Below are 19760 nucleotides of genomic sequence, written 5' to 3'. Positions count from 1 at the left end.
GTAGGGAAGAAATAATTTATGAAAAAAATGCAATATGAATTAATTAATACTGATGGCAAAGCCCGTCGTGGTCGTTTGATCTTTAATCGTGGCGTAGTGGAAACCCCAGCATTTATGCCGGTAGGTACATATGGCACAGTTAAAGGAATGAAAACCGAAGAAGTTGCTGATACTGGCGCGCAAATAATTTTAGGTAATACCTTTCATTTAATGCTACGCCCAGGCACTGATATTATTGAACAACACGGTGATTTACATGATTTTATTAATTGGCAAAAACCGATTTTAACCGACTCAGGAGGCTTTCAAGTTTTTAGTTTAGGTAAAATGCGTAAAATTACCGAAGAAGGCGTTCGTTTTAGCTCGCCTGTTAATGGCGAAAAAATTATGCTGACACCTGAACGTTCGATGGAGGTACAACGGAAACTTGGCTCTGATGTTGTGATGATTTTTGATGAGTGTACCCCGTATCCAGCCTCGCATAAAGAGTCACAAGAATCTATGGAGTTATCACTCCGCTGGGCACAACGTTCAAAAGATGCGCATGGCGATAATCCTTCAGCATTGTTTGGCATAGTGCAAGGTGGTATGTATGAAGATTTGCGTGAAGTGTCAATTAACGGTTTAAAAGCCATTGACTTCGATGGTTATGCTATCGGTGGTTTGTCTGTGGGAGAGCCCAAAGAAGATATGATCCGAATATTAGATCATACCACCCCCTTGATTCCAAAAAATAAGCCCCGATACTTGATGGGAGTAGGAAAGCCAGAAGATTTAGTTGAAGGTGTACGTCGAGGCATAGATATGTTTGATTGTGTTATGCCCACACGCAATGCCCGTAATGGTCACCTATTTGTTAATACTGGTGTTATCAAAATTCGTAATGCCAGCAACAAAACAGATACCGGGCCATTAGATCCCACTTGTGATTGCTACACCTGTAAAAATTATTCACGTGCCTATTTGCACCATTTAGATAAATGTAAAGAAATTTTAGGTTCACAATTGAATACCTTGCATAATTTACATTTTTATCAAAAAGTGATGCAAGGTTTGCGTGATGCGATAGAGCAAGGTAAATTAGACGACTTTGTTGAAACGTTTTATGCCTTACGTGGTTTACCCGTTCCGCCTTTAGCGGCTGGTAGCTCGCAAGTGCAAGATTAACCATAGAAATTATTATTTATTATTAAAAGAAGTATAAGAGGATATTATGAGTTTATTTATGAGTACAGCACACGCCGCAGAAGCCCCAGTTCCAGCAGGTGGTGGTATGGAAATGATCATCATGTTAGCAGTGTTTGGTTTAGTTTTTTATTTTATGATTTACCGCCCACAAGCAAAACGTGTTAAAGACCATAAAGGCTTAATGTCTGCTCTATCTAAAGGAGATGAAGTCCTCACTCAAGGTGGTATTGTTGGTAAAATCACCAAAGTTTCAGATGAGAAAGACTTTATCGTCGTTAGTATAAACGAAGGTAATGAAGTAACAGTACAAAAAGGTGCTATTACCGCGGTACTTCCCAAAGGCACCATGAAGTCTTTATAGTAATGTTTCTCTTGTGAAAACCAGACATTGAATGATTTTAAGAATGATAAATAGAAAAAGGACACATTGTGTTAAATAAATACCCTTTATGGAAAACACTGATGGTAGCGTTCATCGTTGCTTTAGGTGCGCTCTATGCCACACCTAACTTATATGGTGAAGACCCTGCAGTACAAGTGTCAGGTTTACGTGGTGTCGAAGCAACTGCAGCCACCCTCGATACAATTAAAGGGCATTTAAGTACCAATAGTATTGATTATGCCAGTATTGTTTTAGAAAAAGGACAAGTGTTAACGCGTTTTAAAAATACTGAAGATCAGTTAAAAGCGCGTGATATTTTGGATGATAATTTAGGTAAACAGTATTCTGTAGCACTAAGTTTAACCCCAGATACACCTGACTGGTTGGCAAATATTGGTGGTGCGCCAATGAAGCTTGGTTTAGATTTAAGTGGTGGTGTTAGCTTCTTAATGGAAGTCAACATGAAAGAAGCGATAAACAAAGCTAAAGAAGGCATGGTGACAGATTTTCGAGGCGATTTACGTAATGAGAAAGTTCGTTATCGTAGCGTTAAAGAAGAAGGTGATGCCATAGTTGTTAAGTTCCGTAATGAAACGGATCTTGAGCAAGGAAAATCGTTATTGAAAAAACGTTATCGTGATCTCTTACTGAATACGGATGATGATACGTTAACCCTAACGGCGCAAATGACCGAAGTTAAACTGAAAGAAATTCGTGAATATGCTTTACAACAAAATATCACTATTATTCGTAATCGTGTTAATGAATTAGGTGTTGCTGAGCCATTAGTGCAACGTCAAGGTAAAAAGCATATTGTTATCGAATTGCCTGGTGTTCAAGATACAGCTAAAGCCAAAGAAATCCTTAATGCAACTGCGACCATTGAATTTAGATTAGTTGATACAGAAGGTGATTTATCTGCAGCGATAAATGGGCGTGTTCCAGCCAGTTCAATTCTGTTGACTGATAAAGATGGCAAACCTACCTTATTGAAAAAGCGGATCATGTTAACCGGTGATCACATCACTGATGCTAAATCGGGTTTTGATGAATACTCTCGTCCGCAAGTCAATATTTCACTTGATAGTGCCGGTGGTAGTAAAATGTCAAATGGTACCAAAAGTAATATTGGAAAACCGATGGCAACCGTTTTTATTGAATACAAGCCTACGGGTAAAAAAGATGCTGAAGGCAATATTGTTTTTGAAAAGCAACAGGAAATTATTTCTGTTGCAACGATACAAGCACGTTTAGGTAAAAGTTTTCGTATTACCGGTGCTGGCTCACAAGCCGAAGCTCATAATTTAGCGTTATTATTACGTGCAGGGGCATTAATTGCGCCAATTGCTATTGTTGAAGAACGAACTGTTGGACCCACTCTTGGTGCTGAAAACGTAAAATTGGGCTTTCAAGCAATCATGATGGGCTTTGGTTTAGTGTTTATTTTCATGATAATTTATTATCGTGCATTTGGTATCGTTGCAAACTTTGCTTTGGGTGCTAACCTCGTCCTAATTGTTGGCATTATGTCGATGATCCCTGGCGCAACTCTAACTTTACCTGGTATGGCTGGTATCGTATTAACTGTTGGTATGGCAGTAGATGCTAACGTATTAATATTTGAACGTATTCGTGAAGAAATGCGTGAAGGTAAATCTATACAACAAGCAATTCACCAAGGTTACGAAGCGGCATTTTCAACCATTATTGATGCTAACATTACTACGCTAATTGCAGCGCTGATATTGTTTGCTGTGGGCACAGGGCCAGTAAAAGGTTTTGCTGTGACTTTATCTATTGGTATTTTGACCTCAATGTTCACCTCTGTGGTGGGCTCAAGAACCATTGTCAATGCTATTTGGGGCGGTAAAAGCCTTAAAAAGCTATCAATATAGTTAAGACGGGAATTTAAATACAATGCAAATTTTACAATTGAAAAATACCGTTGCTTTTATGAAGTATCGCAAAATGGCGATGATCTTTAGTGCACTATTAATGATAGCGTCAATCGCATCACTTGCCGTTAATAAGCTTAACTTTGGTTTAGACTTTACCGGAGGAACCTTAATTGAAGTAGGCTTTGAACAAGCGGCTGATCTTCAAAAACTTAGAACACTTATGGAAGATAACGGTCATGACGATGCTAAAGTACAATTTTATGGTAGCTCGCGTGATGTCGTTATTCGTCTAGGTTTACGTGAAGATGTAAAAGCTGAAATGCTCGGCAATGAAATTTTATCTATACTTCAAACAGGTACAGGGCAGCAGGTTGATATGCGCCGTATTGAATTTGTTGGTGCAAGTGTGGGTGATGAATTAGCAGAGCAGGGCGGTTTGGCCATGTTAACAGCACTAATTTGTATTCTAGTGTACGTTGCTTTTCGTTTCGAATGGCGCTTTGCTATCGGCTCGGTAGTGGCTTTGTTTCATGATGTGCTATTGACCTTAGGTTTATTTTCTATCTTAGGTTTAGAGTTTGATTTAACGGTATTGGCAGCGATTTTAGCCGTTATAGGTTATTCACTTAATGATACTATTGTGGTTTCGGATCGTATTCGTGAGAATTTTAGAAAAATTCGCGATACCTCTTCAGAAGATGTGATTAATATTTCATTATCACAAACCTTAAGTCGTACTTTTATTACTTCAATTACAACATTATTAGTTTTGGCTGCGTTATTTTTTAAAGGTGGCGCTTTGATCCATGGCTTTGCAACTGCGTTATTATTCGGTGTATTTGTTGGTACTTATTCTTCAATTTATGTAGCTTCACTTGTTGCACTAGGGCTTGGAATATCAAGAGAAGATTTAATACCAGAAGTGGTTGAAAAAGAAGGTGAAGAGCACGACGAAATGTTGATGCCATAGTCACTCAACTACTGGTAAAGCACAAATTAACCACAAAAGCCAAGGAGTGAAAACACCTTGGCTTTTATTTTTGTCTTAACCTTATTACTTTGCACTACACATAGCCTTACTGTATGCTGCACGCCCTTATCTGGCTCCTTGAGGTGGTTTGGGTATATCAACACATCGGGTTCAATATAACTTGCGGTTTGCCCTCCGTAACTTCACATTAAGAGATTTATATGCGTTCCACTGTTACAAAATTTACCGATCTAGGCTTGTCTAAGCCATTACTTAAAGCTGTCAGTGATAAAGGTTATGATACACCATCTCCTATCCAAGCTCAGGCCATCCCTGCGGTTATTTCTGGCCGTGATGTCATGGCTGCAGCGCAGACAGGTACCGGTAAAACCGCAGGGTTTACACTTCCCTTGTTAGAGCGCTTATCGCAAGGAGGAACAGTACCAAGCCGGGTTCAATCAAATAATGTGCGGGCTTTAATCTTAACTCCTACAAGAGAGTTAGCGGCACAGGTTAGCGAGAGTATTGAAACTTATGGTAAGTATTTAAAACTGCATTCAACTGTGGTGTTTGGCGGCGTTAAAATTAACCCGCAGATGATGCGTTTACGACAAGGCGTAGATGTGCTTGTGGCAACGCCAGGTCGTCTATTAGATTTGTATAATCAAAATGCGGTCAAATTTTCCCAATTAGAAGTACTCATTTTGGACGAAGCCGACCGTATGTTAGATATGGGCTTTATTCGCGATATAAAAAAAATCATTGCAGTATTACCTAAGCAACGACAAAATTTATTATTCTCAGCTACCTTTTCAGCGGATATTCGGGCTTTAGCTAAAGGTTTAGTGCACCAGCCATTAGAAATATCTGTTAATCCAGAGAACTCAACCGCGGAAAAAGTGACCCAATGGTTAACGCCTGTAGATAAAAAACGCAAGTCAGCAGTACTGACTCATTTGATCAAGGATAATGGCTGGCGGCAAGTGTTGGTATTTACTAAAACTAAACATGGCGCTAATAAATTAACCCGTTATTTAGAAGAGGAAGGTTTAACCGCGGCTGCCATTCATGGAAATAAAAGCCAAGGAGCACGAACTAAAGCACTTGCGGCTTTTAAAGAGGGGCGGGTGCAAATATTAGTGGCAACGGATATTGCTGCACGAGGTATCGATATTGATTTATTGCCTAATGTTGTTAATTTTGATTTACCAAATGTACCTGAAGATTATGTTCATCGAATTGGTCGAACAGCCCGGGCAGGAAATACTGGTCAAGCCGTGTCTCTCGTGTGTGCAGATGAGTTGAATTTGTTATGGGATATTGAGCATGTTATTCAACAACATATTGAGCGTAAAGTCATCGAAACCTTTCAGCCAGTGAACGCTTTAGGCGAATCACGCCCAATGAGGCCATTAAAAGCTAAAAAAGTAAAAAAGCCTAAGAAAGTAACAGAAATTAAAACGCCGAAGAAAGATCATAAAGATGGTCAGCGTTCGGTAACTAAAACCAAGGCAAAGCGAGTTAGACGAGCTCATAGTAGTGCGGACAAATAAATACCGATAAAGTTATTTTTTAGTTAATATTGTTGTTTATTTCTGTTACAAATTAAAACATAATAGCTGGAGATATAATTAATAATTATAATAATAATAAATGCGTGTTTTATTGCTGTTTATAGCTTTTATTAGCTACTCATCTACTGCTTTTTCAGAAACTGTCTCTAGTACAAGAGACAGTTTAAATGGTGAATTTTCTTTTTCAGAAGGGAATTTATTATTACCTCAAATCAAAACAAGTTACGGTCAAATTGATAATTTTTTGCGAAGTGGCAATGAACCACAAGCGACTAATGTCTTAGCGCTTTCACCAGAGCTTTTTATTCAAACTCAGGGCGATGGCAGTTTATTTCAGCTGCAAGCGCAAGCGAGTCACTTTAATTTTAGTGAATTCTCGGGTGATGATCATTATGATTATTCATTATTATCTAAGTTTCACCTAAGATTTGCCGAAAGCCAAAAAATATTCGCAACCGGATTTATTGACGATAAGTATGAATATCGTGGTACAGGCTTAAGTTTGGGCGATGCTAGCGCTCTAACAGAAGGAGATCGTAAACGTAATCAGTTTGTTAATGTTGGTTATTTGTATGGGCATCAAGATTCAATGGCAAGAGCAAAGTTCTTAGTGGGTTACCGAGATTTTTCCTATCTCACCCGAGAAGATATCACCAAGCCATTAGCGTATTCGTCATCTTACCTCCAAGGAAATTTTGATTATTTAATCACAGGAAAGACATATTTTAGCACTAAGGTGCAGCTTGAAGATTTTAGTCATAACAGTAATATGGATCTCGAACGAAAACAATATCTGGCTTTAGCCGGAGTAAAGTGGCAGTCAACAGAGTTGACCCGGTTACTGTTTTTATTTGGTTATGAAAAAGCACAGTTTGATAATAGTTTGTTTAAAAGCAATAACCGTTTTGCTTGGCAAGTGAGTGTATTATGGAATCCAATTCAACGCCTTAAACTCAATTTTATCTCAGGCAGTGAAATTAAAAATTCCAATAAAATAGAAAAAAGTGTGAACTATGCCAATTACTATGGTGTCAAACTTGATTACGACTTTACCGATAGGTTTTTGTTACATATCAGTTCAAAACTGATGGATGATGAATTTGTTGGGTTAGACAATTTAATCAAGGAGGATCATATTTCAGCAAGTATGCGTTTACAATATCGATGGCGGCACTGGTTGAATGCGTTTGTTCAATACTCTTATGATAACTTTGATTCAACCATAATAAAGGATAATTACGACTTAAGAATGGCCTCATTTGGCTTTGTTGTAACGTTTTAATGACGAGTAGGTTTATGCGTTTATTCGCTTTGTTAGTATTATTGTTATACACTGGTCTAAGCAGTGCTCTAGCCGATGAGTACTTAGTTGGTGTCGGCGATGAGATTGAGATTACCGTGTATGGTGAGCCAGATCTAACAACAAAGGTGAAAATAGCGCGTTCAGGCTTGATATATTTTCCATTTTTAGATGATATTCAAGTAATTGGCTTATCGCTACAACAAATCGAACATAAGATTTATCAGGGACTATTAGGTGATTACTTAGTCAACCCACAAGTTTCTGTATCGATAGTGAAATATCGACCGTTTTTTATTCATGGTCAGGTGGTTAGGCCGGGAGGTTTTTCATACCAAGAAGATTTACGGTTAGATAAAGCTATTGCATTAGCAGGAGGATTAACCAACAGGGCCTCCAAAGTGAATTGGACAATAACAAGGAAGATAAAAGGGAAAACTGTGTCAATAAAAGCCAATATAGCTACTTTGATACAACCAGACGATATTATTAAAATTGAGCAAAGCTTTTTTTGAGTAAACCAGAAGTAATACATAATAACAATAATAATCAGAATGGAGATGCTCTAGACTTAAGTGAAATATTTAAGCCTATAGTTCACCGACTCTGGAAAATAGTATTATTGTCAGTCATATTAACCTTCTTTGTTTTTTTGTACTTATCTATACTAAAACCTTCATATCAAGCAACAGCTACATTACAAATTGGCGGTAGTAAACCGGGCGCTGCATTATCAATAAAAGATGTTTTTAGTGAATCTAATACAAGCTCAGTACAAATAGCTACCCAATTTGAGCTATTGAGATCTCGAAAATTTGCCGCAAGTGTTATTGATAAATTAAATTTACTAGAAACCAACGAATTTGATAATAATAAATATATCGAACGAATACCGGTGTTAGATATAAAAACCACCTCCCATAAAGTCTCCTTTGAAACCGCCATTAGTATCTTCCAGCAACGCTTAACTATAAGTCCTGTTAGCAAAACAGAATTAGTAAAAATCACTTACGTAGCTTTTGATCCAGAACGCGCTAGAAATATCGTAAATGAAATTGGTGAAACCTATCTGCAATATCAAAACGATCTTCATCGTTCATCTCAAGAAAACACCTCCACATGGCTAGTAGAGCAGCTAACTGACTTAGAGCTAAAGTTAAAAGTTTCAGAGAGTGCGTTACAAAAATTTAGAGAAGAAGAGGGAATTGTTGATACTAAAGGTGTTGTCGGATTAGTCGCAGGGGAGTTAACTGAGTTAACCTCGTCATTGCTGCGTGCAACACGGGCACAAGATGATCTGAAAGTGACTTACCAATACATTCTTGAAAATGAAGGTGTAGTATCGAAATTATTGGCTTTGCATGAGATTAATAATAATAGTTTAATTGTTAAGCTGCGTAGTGTTGAAGATACTATTGAGCGAAAAAAACGAGAATTATCTAGACGTTATGGACCCAAGCACCCTAAAGCAATTGCTATTCAAGCAGAGCTGGATTCAGTTAAAGAGCGTATTGGTAATAAAGCCATAGAAATAAGCCAGACGCTTGTTAAAGACTATTTTTCAATTAAAGAAAAGGTCAAAGCTAAGGAAAGCCGTTTAAAAGACGCTAAAGTGAATTTTTTACGACTAACTCGCTTGGATAATAAGTTTTCACAATTAAAGCGAGAAGTGCAAACCAATAAAGAGCTTTATAATTCTTATTTAATTCGCTTTAAAGAAGCTGATGCTATGGAAGGCTATGAAGCCAACCTCTATGTCAGGTTTATTGATCGAGCTGAAAAGCCTAAGTCGGTGCTAGCGCCAAAGAAAAAATTAATTATGGTACTTGTTTTTGTTTTATCAATGATGGCATTTTCAGTGGCCGTGATTGCACGTGAGTTTGTAAAAGATACGCTAGATTCTCAATATAAACAAAACTCATTTGTTGAAGCAGACGTGATTGGTATATTACCAAAGTTCAAAGTAAGTAGAAAAAGCAATAGTTTATTTACTGATGACTTACGTTATACCGAATCAGTTAACGCGCTCAGAGCTGCTATTTTATTTCACAGGGTAAGACAGGTACCGAAACTATTTGCGGTTACCTCATCTATATCTGGTGAAGGAAAGTCAACCGTCGCTTCTCATTTAGCACGCGCATTTGGTGAAACTGAAAAAGTGTTATTAATTGAAGCAGATTTAAGGCGTCCAACATTAGCCGCCAGAATGAAACTGAATATTCATCGTCCAGGTTTATCTAACCTGTTAGCAAATACACACCCAATTGATCAATGTATTATTAGAAATACCGAACATAAAATAGATATCATGACGTCAGGGGTCAGCCCAGCTAACCCCTTAGCCTTTTTGTCGATGAAACGGTTTAATTCTTTACTCGACTCTTTTGAGCAATATTACGATAGGATCATTATAGAAACGCCACCCATTAATGTGGTAAGTGACGCTTTGGTCATATCAAAACTGGTTGAAAGCGTAATTTTTGTTGTTCACGAAAATAAAACAAAACGAGATCAGATCCGCAAGGGGTTAAAATTGCTCGAACAAGTGAACGCGTCAGTCGAAGGTATTGTTGTTAATCAAAGCCGCAGAAAAGACAATGAAAGCTACAAAGAGAAGTATTATCGCAAAACTAATGTTGTCACAAGCTTCCCACGTAAACGTGCTTAGATTACACACTGCTTATCTCAATTTTTCAACTGATGTTACCCTTTGAATTTTTCTAATTAGCTGATAAGTAGCCTATATTTTTCAGTTGGCTATCAGCAAAGGTATTAACAACATCACCGATAACAATTAAACTCGGCGGCTTAATGTTATGTTTTACTACCAATGCTTCCAATGTTGCGAGGCAGCCTTTTATGATCTGTTGATCCTTATGGCTCCCTTTACGAATTAATGCAGCAGGGGTGTTACTTTTGCGCCCAGCAGCAATTAATTGTTTAGCGATTATGGGTAAACTTTTTATCCCCATGTAAAATACCACGGTTTGCTCAGCATCATTTAATGTTTGCCAAGGAAGATCTAATGCACCATTATCTTGCAAGTTGCCGGTTATAAAGGTGCAACTACGGGCCACTTTGCGGTGCGTTAACGGGATACCAGCATAACTCGTACAAGCTGAAGCTGCGGTCATGCCAGGTACAACATGACAAGCAATTTTATTCGCTAACAAAAACTGTGCTTCTTCTCCACCGCGACCAAAAACGAACGGGTCACCGCCTTTTAAACGCAAAACTTTTTTATTTTGTTTTGCATGATCAACCAGTAACTGATTAATACCGTCTTGTGGTACACGATGATCGGCTTGTTTTTTACCGACATAAATTTTCTCACAATGGCTTGGTAATAATGCCATGATTTCTTCACTAACGAGGCGATCGTAAATAGCAACATCTGCTTGTTTAATAAAGCGAAACGCTTGCAAGGTTAATAAATCTGGGTCGCCGGGGCCTGCGCCAACTAAGGCAACTTCGCCCTTAGTAAACATCTGTTTATGCCCAGGAGGTATATATTGAGAGGAATTCATCTTGATATTGACTACATAGTAATAAGTAAGGTTGGTAAGTACATTAAAGCAAAAAAAGCGCCAATTGGCGCTTTTAAAAAAATATATCTTATTCGCAGTTAAAAAGTATTACCAAGAGGTTAACTTAATGCTGTACCAAGATGAGGACGAACATCTTTCAAAATTTCTTTTAATAACCGAGAATTACTAGCAACAATGTTGCCAGATTGTGTGTGGTTATGACCACCAGAAAGATCAGTTACCAAACCACCTGCTTCAATAACTAGTAGTTCGCCAGCAGCGGTATCCCATGGTTTTAAACCAATTTCAAAGAAACCATCAACGCGTCCAGCTGCAACATAAGCCAAGTCAAGTGCAGCAGAGCCAGCACGGCGCATATCAGCAGTTTTTTGAAAAAGAGAGGCAAACATTGCCATATATGCATTGCTATGCTGTTTGCTTTTATACGGGAAACCAGTAGCTAACAAAGTGCCAGCAAGTTCTTTTTGAGAGTTTACTCGAATACGCATACCATTTAGCTGAGCGCCTTTACCACGGCTTGCGGTGAAAAGCTCTGCGCGAATAGGGTCAAATACGACCGCTTGGTCAAGCTTACCCTTTACCTTGATAGCAATTGATACTGCAAAATGAGGAATGCCTTTAACAAAGTTTGTCGTACCATCTAGGGGATCAATAATCCATTGAATATTGTCGTCTGAGCCGGTTAATACCCCAGATTCTTCACCTATAATAGTGTGTTCAGGGTAAGATTTACGAATAGTCTCAATAATGGTTTGTTCAGCGGCAATATCAACACTGGTAACAAAGTCGTTAGTGCCTTTTGATTCAACTTCAACTTTATCTAGTTGCTCCATAGAGCGAGTAATGACTTTTCCTGCATTGCGCGCAGCGCGCACGGCAATATTTAGCATGGGATGCATAATAGAGTACCTATTTGTAAATGGCTTTTAAAAGAACGATGTAACACACTTGATGCTGAATAGGGAGATTTAAGATAAACCTTGTCCAATTCAAGCGCGCGGAGTATAGCAAGTTTTAATAATTTTAGCGAGCGTGATATTCAATATATAGTACAAAAAATAGCCTGTGTTGGTTTTTTAGAGGAAAATCAACTAAGTTAAGCGAACTTGGTTTATTGGTTTTTCGTGCTTTTTATTAGGCACAGCAGTATGCTTCTATGGTAGAATTACGCTCATATACACAGGTTTCAAGCCAATCATGAGCATAGAATAAAATGTCAGATTTAGAAAACAACAAAGCAATGAATAGTCTTTTAGATAACGTGCGCATCGTATTAGTTAATACTTCAGACTGTCGTAATATCGGTAGTGCAGCCAGAGCAATGAAAACTATGGGGTTAAGCCAACTTATTCTGGTTGACCCTATCGAAATGCCCAATGGACAAGCTCAAGCTCTAGCAGCTGGTGCTACTGATGTACTCGCCAATGCATCGGTTGTAAGCACGTTAAGTGAAGCGATTGAAGATTGTGGCTTAGTTATTGGTACCAGTGCACGATCACGCACTTTGCCTTGGCCTATGCTAGAACCACGCGGTTGTGGTGAGAAAATGGTTGCCGAGGCAACGCAGTATCCCGTTGCATTAGTGTTTGGTAGAGAGAGCAGCGGCTTAACTAATGATGAATTACAATTGTGTCACTTTCACGTACAGATACCAGCAAACCCGGATTATAGTTCGTTAAATTTAGCGATGGCTGTGCAAACATTAAGCTATGAGGTTCGCACTAGTTATTTATTGTCGATTGATGAAACTGAGCAAGAACGTAGCACGGGCAACGGGAATTATATTGGCAAGAAAACAGTCAATGCTAAAAGCGATGATGATGAGCTTTATCCGGTTACAGAAGAAACTGAGCGCTTTTATCAACACTTTGAAAAAGCGTTAATGAGTACAGGGTTTATCGGTGACAAACACCCAGGCTTGGTTATGACCAAATTAAGACGCTTATTTAACCGCGCACGGCCTGATGTCAAAGAAATTAAAATGATGCGTGGTATTTTAGCTTCCATTGAAAGAGCTGCCACTAAAAATTAGTTTAACAATCAAGGAAAAAATATGTTTACCCGCATGAAAGAAGACATTAATAGTGTTTTTGATAGAGATCCCGCAGCGCGAACTACGTTTGAAGTATTGCTCAATTACCCGGGGTTACATGCTATTTGGATTCATCGGTTAAGCCATAAACTGTGGCGTGCAAACTGGAAGCTGATCGCTCGATGTATTTCTACTTTTTCTCGTTGGTTAACGGGCATAGAAATACACCCAGGAGCAACCCTAGGTCGCAGGTTCTTTATTGACCATGGCATGGGCGTTGTTATTGGTGAAACAGCAGAGATTGGAGATGATGTGACGCTTTATCACGGTGTTACCTTAGGTGGAACCAGTTGGAGTGCCGGTAAACGACATCCAACCTTAGAAGATAATGTTGTTATTGGTGCGGGTGCACAAGTACTTGGCCCAATAACTATAGGAAAAAACGGTAAAGTGGGCTCAAATTCAGTTGTGGTTAAAGGGATACCCGATAATGCTACAGCGGTTGGTATCCCTGCACGGATTGTGAATAATAAAAATAGTGAAGGTCATTCTTTGCTAGATGCTGAAATTGGTGAAAAGCTCAACGGTAGTGAAGGAAAAGAGTCTCGAGATAAAGCGGCTAAAAAATTTGGGTTTGATGCCTATGCGGTTTCACCTGATAACCCTGATCCTGTAGCAAAAGCGATAGGGCGTTTATTAGATCATATGCATCTCATGGATGATCGCGTTTCTAACATTTGCAAAGAGGTTAATAACTTAGGCGGGGATATCTGCCCGAAAGACTTACCAGAGCTAAGAGTCGGTGAGTTTGTTGACGACGAAAAAGCCGCAGCAAAACGTCGTGAGAGTAAAGTAGAAAGTTTTGACCCTGAAATTTAACTCCCATTATATGTTAACCATGATAACTAAGGTTAGACGCTGTTTCAGCTCTATCAGGCAATAATTACCTGTAATTTTTATCTGAATAAAGGCAATTGCGATATATTTTAGGTATAAAAAAGTAAATAGTTGAGTATTTTAGTCAAGTATATCTTTTCGTTTTCGTTTTCTTAGTGTAAAATACCTGACTATATTACTCAGGTATATACTTGATTAAATAAAAAGGTTATGTAAAATTGCGCTCAAATAAATTGTTAAGCAACAATTTCGTGCAATGACTAACGTTTTAATTTGGCAAACACTATGAATTTTATGCACGAAAGAGCAAATTATGAAACTTACCTCTAAAGGTCGTTATGCAGTCACAGCAATGCTGGATGTTACAATTCACGCGGTCTATGGACCTGTGTCGTTGGCAGATATTTCTGCTAGGCAAGCCATCTCTTTATCGTATTTAGAGCAATTGTTTTCCAAACTACGTAAAAGTGGCTTAGTGTTTAGTGTGCGCGGCCCTGGTGGTGGTTACCGTTTAGGTAAGTGTTCAGCAAAAATAGCGGTAGCAGACATTATTAGCGCAGTTAATGAAAGTGTTGATGCCACAAGGTGTCAAGGCAAGGGCAACTGTCAAGGTGGCGAGCAATGCCTAACACATAGTTTGTGGGAAGGATTAAGCCAGCGAATAGAAGAGTTTTTGCAAAATATCACCCTAGCCGAATTAGTAGCGAAAAATGACGTAAAAGCGGTTTCTAAACGACAAGATGCAATTCAAATTAGTACACACACAGAGTCATCGTTAGAAACTGTTATTCCAATTAACTTATAATGTACTAACTTATTAACAATTTAAGTTGGTATTAGATACCCGAAAAAGCGGAGAAAGAAAGCCAATGAAGCTTCCTATTTATTTTGATTACTCAGCTACCACACCCGTTGATAAACGTGTAGCGGAAAAAATGATGCAATACATGACTACCGACGGCCATTTTGGTAACCCTGCATCACGGTCGCACAAATTTGGCTGGCAAGCTGAAGAAGCCGTTGATATTGCACGTAATCAAATAGCTGAATTAATTAATGCTGATCCACGTGAAATTGTGTTCACTTCAGGTGCAACTGAGTCAGATAACCTTGCAATTAAAGGCGCTGCTAATTTTTACAATAAAAAAGGTAAGCACATTATTACCTGTAAAACAGAACATAAAGCGGTGTTAGATACTTGTCGTGACTTAGAACGTCATGGCTATGAAGTGACTTATTTAGACCCTGAAGATAATGGCTTGATTGATTTAACCAAACTTGAAGCAGCCATGCGTGAAGACACTATTTTAGTGAGTATTATGCATGTGAACAATGAAATTGGTGTTATTCAAGATATTGGCGAAATAGGTGAAATGTGCCGTGCGCGCAAAATTATATTTCATGTTGATGCAGCGCAAAGTGTCGGCAAAATAAATGTTGATATGCAACACTTAAAAGTTGATTTGTTATCAATCTCGGCTCACAAGATGTACGGACCAAAAGGCATTGGTGCATTGTATGTACGCCGTAAGCCTCGTATCCGTTTAGAAGCACAGATGCACGGTGGTGGTCATGAGCGTGGTATGCGCTCAGGCACATTGGCGACACATCAAATTGTAGGTATGGGTGAGGCTTGTCGTATAGCTAAAGAAGAAATGGCGCAAGATCTTGAACACGCAACGGCCATGAGAGATCGTCTATGGGCGGGATTAAACGCCATGGAACAAGTGTTTGTTAATGGTGATTTTGATAAGCGTTATGCAGGTAACTTAAATGTAAGTTTCAACTTTGTTGAAGGTGAATCTTTGATTATGGCGTTGAAAGATTTAGCTGTATCTTCAGGTAGTGCTTGTACATCCGCAAGTTTAGAACCGTCATATGTGTTGCGTGCTCTCGGGTTAAATGACGAAATGGCACACAGCTCAATACGTTTTAGTTTTGGCCGTTTTACTACGAGCGAAGAAGTAGACTACGCCATTGACCTAATACAGAAATCTATTGGTCACTTACGTGACATGTCACCGCTTTGGGAAATGTTTAAAGACGGTATTGATTTAGACTCAATTGAATGGGCTGCACATTAATTTTTGCATTTACGTTAGCAATTAAAAAAGATTAGCAGTTACTAGGAGAAAATATTATGGCTTATAGTGAAAAAGTAATCGATCATTATGAAAATCCACGCAACGTTGGTTCAATGGATAAAAATGATCCATCGGTAGCGACAGGTATGGTTGGCGCACCAGCATGTGGTGATGTAATGAAATTACAACTTAAAATTTCTGATGATGGCATCATTGAAGATGCTAAATTTAAAACCTATGGTTGTGGTTCAGCGATTGCCTCAAGCTCATTAGTTACAGAATGGGTTAAAGGGAAAACAATTGATGAAGCAGGCGAGATTAAAAATACCGCTATTGCTGAAGAGTTAGCATTACCACCGGTAAAAATTCATTGCTCAATTTTAGCTGAAGATGCGATAAAAGCCGCAATTGAAGATTATAAAGGCAAAAACGGTTAATCTTTTTAATTGAAGAGAACAGGATAAAGTAGTATGTCAGTTACCATGACGCCAGCAGCAACAGAGCGGGTTAAGTCTTTTATGGAAAACCGAGGTAAAGGCCTTGGTTTACGTTTAGGCATTAAAACAACCGGCTGTTCTGGTTTGGCTTATGTTCTTGAGTTTGTTGATGATTTAAATGAAGATGATCATGTTTTTGATATTGAAGATGTTAAAATCATCATAGACACAAAAAGCTTGGTTTACCTTGACGGTATACAGCTTGATTTCGCTAAAGAAGGATTGAACGAAGGATTTAAGTTCATCAATCCCAATGCTAAAGGTGAATGTGGGTGTGGTGAGTCATTCAACGTTTAATTTTTAAATTGTAGAGCAATAACTCCTTAGGTAAACAAGTGAATTACTTTCAATTATTCGACATCGAAGTTTGCTTCGATGTCGATTTAAATCAACTAGCTCAAACTTATCAAGCCTTACAAAAAAAGGTTCATCCTGATAAGTTTGCACACGCCTCAAGCCAAGAACAATTACTTGCGGTACAAAAATCCGCAGAAATCAATGATGCTTATCAAACCTTAAAACTTCCTTTAGAGCGTGCTGAATATATATTAACACTCCGTGGTGTTGACTTGCCTAACGAACAGCATACCTTTGGCGACACTAGCTTTTTAATGAGGCAAATGGAACTAAGAGAAATGCTAGACGATGTTAAGTCTGCTGATGATGTTGATTCTGCGCTAGAAGCGGCGCAAAAAGAGCTTGCACAAGAATATCAACAGCATTTTAGTTTATTGCATGCACAAATGCTTGAAAATAACGAAGCAGCCAATGAACAAGCGTGCGATAATTTACGTAAGTTGAAATTTTATCAAAAACTTAATATTGAAGTTGAACGTCTCGAGGATAGCTTGTTTGATGACTAACGAGATGCAGGCGGAAAAACTTAATTAGGCGTAATCACGCTTATGACGACATTAACAAAAAAGAACACAATGAAACTATGGCTTTATTACAAATAGCAGAACCCGGGCAAAGTACCGTTCCTCATGAGCATAGATTAGCAGCAGGTATTGATTTAGGTACCACCAACTCACTTATTGCCAGTGTGCAAAGCGGTGAAGCTAATACGTTATCAGATTTTAAAGGCAATGATATTTTACCGTCTGTGGTCAGCTATCAAGAGGTTTCACAATCACCTAGTATTTTAGTTGGTGATAATGCTAAAACACTTAGTGTTAGCGATCCACAAAACACGATAGTTTCAGCTAAACGTTTAATTGGTCGTTCGCTATCAGACATACAAAGTAAATATCCGTCGTTGCCTTACCAATTCTGTGGTGATGAAAATCACCCTGAGATAGTGACTCGTCAGGGCAACATCAACCCTGTTCAAGTCTCGGCTGAAATTTTAAAAAGCCTTACTCAAAGAGCAGAGCAAACGCTCGGTGGTGAACTTACTGGCGTAGTGGTCACTGTACCTGCTCATTTTGATGATGCGCAGCGTCAAAGCACTAAAGATGCTGCGAAATTGGCGGGCGTTAATGTACTACGTCTGTTAAATGAACCCACCGCCGCAGCGGTTGCCTATGGTTTAGATTCAGGGCAAGAAGGGGTTATTGCCATATACGATTTAGGTGGTGGCACGTTCGACATCTCAATTTTACGCCTTAATAAAGGCGTATTTGAAGTGCTTGCTACTGGTGGAGACTCCGCTTTAGGTGGAGATGATTTTGATGTTGCCGTGGTCGATTACATTGTGGCTCAGGCAGAATTGATACGCCCTCTATCTCCGTCTTTAGAACGTCAATTAATGCAACAGGCTTGTGCTGCTAAAGAGTTACTAACAACACAAGCGAGTGCTGAAATTACTTTAACGCTAGATGATGAAAAACAGTGGTCAACCCAGTTAACTAAAACAACCTTTGACGGTTTAAGTTCTGCGTTAGTGAAAAAAACGCTACGCGCGTGCCGTCGTAGTTTAAAAGATGCACAAATTGATGCAGAAGAAGTATTAGAAGTAGTTATGGTGGGAGGCTCTACTCGCGTACCGCTAGTACGAGCAGAAGTTGAAAAGTTTTTCAATAAAACGCCATTAACTTCAATAGATCCTGATAAAGTGGTTGCAATAGGGGCTGCTATTCAAGCCGATATTCTTGCCGGGAATAAACCTGATAGTGACATGTTACTCCTTGATGTTATTCCTCTCTCACTTGGTTTAGAAACCATGGGCGGATTAGTCGAAAAAGTGATTGCGCGTAATACCACTATTCCGGTTGCTAAAGCGCAAGAGTTTACCACGTTTAAAGATGGTCAAACGGCTATGGCAATTCATGTGCTTCAAGGTGAGCGAGAACTAGTTGATGATTGTCGTTCACTCGCGCGTTTTGAGCTGCGGGGTATTCCTGCTATGACAGCAGGTGCAGCACATATACGGGTAACCTTTAAAGTAGATGCTGATGGGCTATTGTCTGTTTCTGCGATGGAAAAATCATCAGGAGTAGAATCGAGTATTGAAGTTAAACCGTCTTTTGGCTTAGATGACAGCCAAATAACACAAATGCTTAAAGATTCAATGAATCATGCCAAAGCTGATATTGACGCACGTATGCTTAAAGAGCAACAAGTGGAAGCTGCACGGGTTATTGAAGCTATCGAGGCAGCGATAGTGCTAGATAAACACTTGTTAAATGATGATGAAATTGATGCAATAAAACAAGAGATAAGCTTTTTGGCCGAGATTAGCCAAGGCAATAATGCTGATGCAATAGAAGCAGCGATTAAGAAACTAGATAAAGCCACAGACACCTTTGCCGAGCGCCGTATGGATAGCTCTATCAATAAAGCATTAAGTGGTCAGGCTGTCGAAAAGTTATAACACATAGTTGCGAGAATAAAGTCGCGAAAAGAAGAGATTAAAAAATGCCAAAAATTATATTTTTACCTAATGAAGAGTTATGTCCTGATGGTGCAGTTGTTGACGCTGCTAAAGGCGAAAGCATACTTAATGTAGCGCTTAAAAATGATATAGGCATTGAGCATGCTTGTGAAAAAGTGTGTGCTTGCACCACTTGTCACGTAATTATTCGTGAAGGATTTGATTCAATAGAAGAAAGTGACGAATTAGAAGAAGACATGCTTGATAAAGCGTGGGGACTAGAGCCTGAGTCACGCCTTAGTTGTCAGTCAATTGTTGGCGATGAAGATTTAGTGGTTGATATTCCCAAGTATACCGTCAATATGGTTTCAGAGAATCACTAACGGATTTTCTATTGAATCGATTGAGAAAGGGTAATAGCAGCGATGTTATAGCCTTTTCTCATTTTAGATGGTTTTGGCCAAAATCTCTATCGTATGTTATCTTTGGGGTAAGTTAAAGATAGCAATAAAATCAATGAAGTATAGAATTGATTTTGAATTTACTCTCAGAATTTCATTTTTTATTGTATGATC

General features: G+C 38.8%; 19 protein-coding genes. 17 read left to right on the top strand and 2 right to left on the bottom strand.

All coding sequences use genetic code 11. The features are described 5' to 3' along the window. Positions 1-27: 27 nt before the first annotated feature. The 8 genes from tgt (at position 28) to ABXG98_RS18260 (ending at position 9980) form a co-directional block, all read left to right on the top strand. Positions 28-1167, top strand: a complete 1140-nt coding sequence (gene tgt, locus ABXG98_RS18295) for a tRNA guanosine(34) transglycosylase Tgt (protein WP_353540170.1) — start codon at positions 28-30, stop codon at positions 1165-1167. Between the two features lie 46 nt (positions 1168-1213). Beyond that, a complete protein-coding gene (yajC, locus tag ABXG98_RS18290; RefSeq protein WP_353540147.1) occupies positions 1214-1549 on the top strand; it encodes a preprotein translocase subunit YajC in 336 nt (111 codons plus the stop codon). A 68-nt stretch (positions 1550-1617) separates the two neighbouring features. After that, positions 1618-3465 (top strand): protein translocase subunit SecD, encoded by a 1848-nt coding sequence (gene secD / locus ABXG98_RS18285; RefSeq protein ID WP_353540146.1) that lies wholly within the window; start codon positions 1618-1620, stop codon positions 3463-3465. A 22-nt stretch (positions 3466-3487) separates the two neighbouring features. Then, positions 3488-4438, top strand: a complete 951-nt coding sequence (gene secF / locus ABXG98_RS18280; RefSeq protein WP_353540145.1) for a protein translocase subunit SecF — start codon at positions 3488-3490, stop codon at positions 4436-4438. 221 nt (positions 4439-4659) lie between these two features. Next, positions 4660-5991 (top strand): DEAD/DEAH box helicase, encoded by a 1332-nt coding sequence (locus tag ABXG98_RS18275; RefSeq protein WP_353540144.1) that lies wholly within the window; start codon positions 4660-4662, stop codon positions 5989-5991. A 100-nt stretch (positions 5992-6091) separates the two neighbouring features. Then, positions 6092-7294, top strand: a complete 1203-nt coding sequence (locus ABXG98_RS18270) for an outer membrane beta-barrel protein (RefSeq protein ID WP_353540143.1) — start codon at positions 6092-6094, stop codon at positions 7292-7294. A 14-nt stretch (positions 7295-7308) separates the two neighbouring features. Beyond that, entirely contained in the window at positions 7309-7827 is a 519-nt protein-coding gene (locus tag ABXG98_RS18265; protein WP_353540142.1) for a polysaccharide biosynthesis/export family protein, read from the top strand. Further along, positions 7824-9980, top strand: coding sequence for a GumC family protein (locus ABXG98_RS18260; RefSeq protein WP_353540141.1), 2157 nt, complete (start codon positions 7824-7826; stop codon positions 9978-9980). Before ABXG98_RS18265 ends, ABXG98_RS18260 begins: the two co-directional genes overlap by 4 nt. A 52-nt stretch (positions 9981-10032) precedes the next feature. Here ABXG98_RS18260 and cobA read toward each other — a convergent pair whose 3' ends face one another. After that, positions 10033-10800, bottom strand: a complete 768-nt coding sequence (gene cobA, locus ABXG98_RS18255) for a uroporphyrinogen-III C-methyltransferase (RefSeq protein WP_353540140.1) — start codon at positions 10798-10800, stop codon at positions 10033-10035. 158 nt (positions 10801-10958) lie between these two features. Next, a complete protein-coding gene (gene suhB, locus ABXG98_RS18250; RefSeq protein ID WP_353540139.1) occupies positions 10959-11759 on the bottom strand; it encodes an inositol-1-monophosphatase in 801 nt (266 codons plus the stop codon). A 314-nt stretch (positions 11760-12073) separates the two neighbouring features. Here suhB and trmJ point away from each other — a divergent pair, with 314 nt between their 5' ends. The 9 genes from trmJ (at position 12074) to fdx (ending at position 19568) form a co-directional block, all read left to right on the top strand. Then, a complete protein-coding gene (trmJ, locus tag ABXG98_RS18245; protein WP_353540138.1) occupies positions 12074-12892 on the top strand; it encodes a tRNA (cytosine(32)/uridine(32)-2'-O)-methyltransferase TrmJ in 819 nt (272 codons plus the stop codon). 21 nt (positions 12893-12913) lie between these two features. After that, positions 12914-13771 carry a serine O-acetyltransferase gene (cysE, locus tag ABXG98_RS18240; protein ID WP_353540137.1) on the top strand — a complete coding sequence of 286 codons (858 nt, stop codon included), beginning with the start codon at positions 12914-12916 and terminating at the stop codon, positions 13769-13771. A gap of 331 nt (positions 13772-14102) precedes the next feature. Continuing rightward, the gene (gene iscR / locus ABXG98_RS18235; RefSeq protein ID WP_353540136.1) at positions 14103-14594 is read left to right on the top strand and encodes a Fe-S cluster assembly transcriptional regulator IscR; all 492 of its coding nucleotides are present in this window, start codon (positions 14103-14105) and stop codon (positions 14592-14594) included. A 64-nt stretch (positions 14595-14658) separates the two neighbouring features. Further along, positions 14659-15873, top strand: a complete 1215-nt coding sequence (locus ABXG98_RS18230) for an IscS subfamily cysteine desulfurase (protein WP_353540135.1) — start codon at positions 14659-14661, stop codon at positions 15871-15873. 56 nt (positions 15874-15929) lie between these two features. Continuing rightward, entirely contained in the window at positions 15930-16310 is a 381-nt protein-coding gene (iscU, locus tag ABXG98_RS18225; RefSeq protein ID WP_353540134.1) for a Fe-S cluster assembly scaffold IscU, read from the top strand. Positions 16311-16343: 33 nt separating this feature from the next. Continuing rightward, positions 16344-16667: an iron-sulfur cluster assembly protein IscA gene (gene iscA, locus ABXG98_RS18220; RefSeq protein ID WP_353540133.1), complete on the top strand. Its 324-nt coding sequence runs from the start codon at positions 16344-16346 to the stop codon at positions 16665-16667. 38 nt (positions 16668-16705) lie between these two features. Continuing rightward, positions 16706-17233 (top strand): co-chaperone HscB, encoded by a 528-nt coding sequence (gene hscB / locus ABXG98_RS18215; RefSeq protein ID WP_353540132.1) that lies wholly within the window; start codon positions 16706-16708, stop codon positions 17231-17233. A 77-nt stretch (positions 17234-17310) separates the two neighbouring features. Continuing rightward, positions 17311-19185, top strand: coding sequence for a Fe-S protein assembly chaperone HscA (gene hscA, locus ABXG98_RS18210; RefSeq protein WP_353540131.1), 1875 nt, complete (start codon positions 17311-17313; stop codon positions 19183-19185). Between the two features lie 44 nt (positions 19186-19229). After that, positions 19230-19568 (top strand): ISC system 2Fe-2S type ferredoxin, encoded by a 339-nt coding sequence (fdx, locus tag ABXG98_RS18205; RefSeq protein ID WP_353540130.1) that lies wholly within the window; start codon positions 19230-19232, stop codon positions 19566-19568. Positions 19569-19760 lie beyond the last annotated feature (192 nt).

The organism is Colwellia sp. KU-HH00111, assembly GCF_040362745.1.
In the GTDB taxonomy this organism is placed as follows: Bacteria; Pseudomonadota; Gammaproteobacteria; order Enterobacterales; family Alteromonadaceae; genus Colwellia.
This window is presented reverse-complemented; position numbering and strand designations above follow the sequence as displayed.